This is a genomic window from Micromonospora sp. NPDC005161, assembly GCF_053599855.1.
Genome location: NZ_JBSFYQ010000136.1, coordinates 1 through 1,048 on the forward strand (window position 1 = coordinate 1; position 1,048 = coordinate 1,048).

The 1,048-nt window shown below is 68.7% G+C and carries 1 protein-coding gene; it reads right to left on the reverse strand.

The annotated features are described in order from the left end of the window. Positions 1-24: 24 nt before the first annotated feature. Positions 25-918: an IS5 family transposase gene (locus tag ACWD5O_RS37210; RefSeq protein ID WP_450088182.1), complete on the reverse strand. Its 894-nt coding sequence runs from the start codon at positions 916-918 to the stop codon at positions 25-27. Between the last annotated feature and the right edge of the window lie 130 nt (positions 919-1,048).

A 1,048-nucleotide genomic window follows, 5' to 3' on the forward strand; every position in this document is an offset into this window, starting at 1 on the left:
CTAGGCCGTGTTTCATAGCTCTGTTCAGAGCCATTCGTTGATCGCGGCGACGTGGAGTGTGGCCTGGTAGCGCACAGCGAGTTTGTCGAATCTGGTGGCCATGGCTCGGTGGCGTTTGAGCTGGTTGATGCCGCACTCGACGGCGTGACGCTGGCGGTAGGCGATGGGGTCGAAGGTCGGTGGCCGGCCGCCCTTCGCACCTTTCCTGCGCCGGCTGGCGGCCTGGTCGATCTTGATCGGGATGGTGGCCGGGATGCCACGTCGGCGTAGTTCCGCCCGGTTGCCGCGTGAGCTGTATGCCTTGTCCGCCAAGACCCGATCGGGTCGGGTGCGGGGTCGGCCGCCGCCGGGCCGGGGGACCCGGATGCAGGCCAGGACCCGGCTGAACTGCGGGCTGTCGCCGCGCTGCCCGCCGGTCACCAGCATCGCCAGGGGTTTGCGGCCCTGCTCGCAGGCCAGGTGCACCTTCGTGGTCCAGCCGCCCCGCGACCGGCCCAATGCGTGATCAGCGGGCTCGTCCTCGACTCCGCCGGGTGGTTCCTTCTGCCGCTCGGGTTGGGTGCGGGCGCCTGCGGCGTGCTGATGCGCCCGCGCGATGGTCGAGTCGACGCTGACATCCCAGCCGATCAGACCGGCCGCGTCGGCGCGGGTTTGCAGCCCGGCGACGATCCGCTGCCACACCCCGGCGCGTTGCCAGCGACGGAACAGTCCGTAGACCGTCTGCCAAGGTCCGTAGCACTGCGGCACGTCCCGCCATGGCGAGCCCACCCGCACCCGCCACCGGATCCCATCAATGAGCTGCCGTTTACTCCACTTCGGCGGCCGACCCGGCCTCTTACCCCTGGGCAGCAGCGGCACAAGCGCCGCCCACTGAGCGTCGGTCAGGTCGTGCCGCCTCGTCACCGGTATGGTGGCCACGAGGTCTCCGGTTTCAGGTTCTGCTTGGTCGCTGAACCATCTACCGGAGACCTCACTGCGTATCGATCACCGACACGCCACAACCCTGATCAAGGTCGACCGCCAGCCCCCGCTATGAAACACGGCCTAG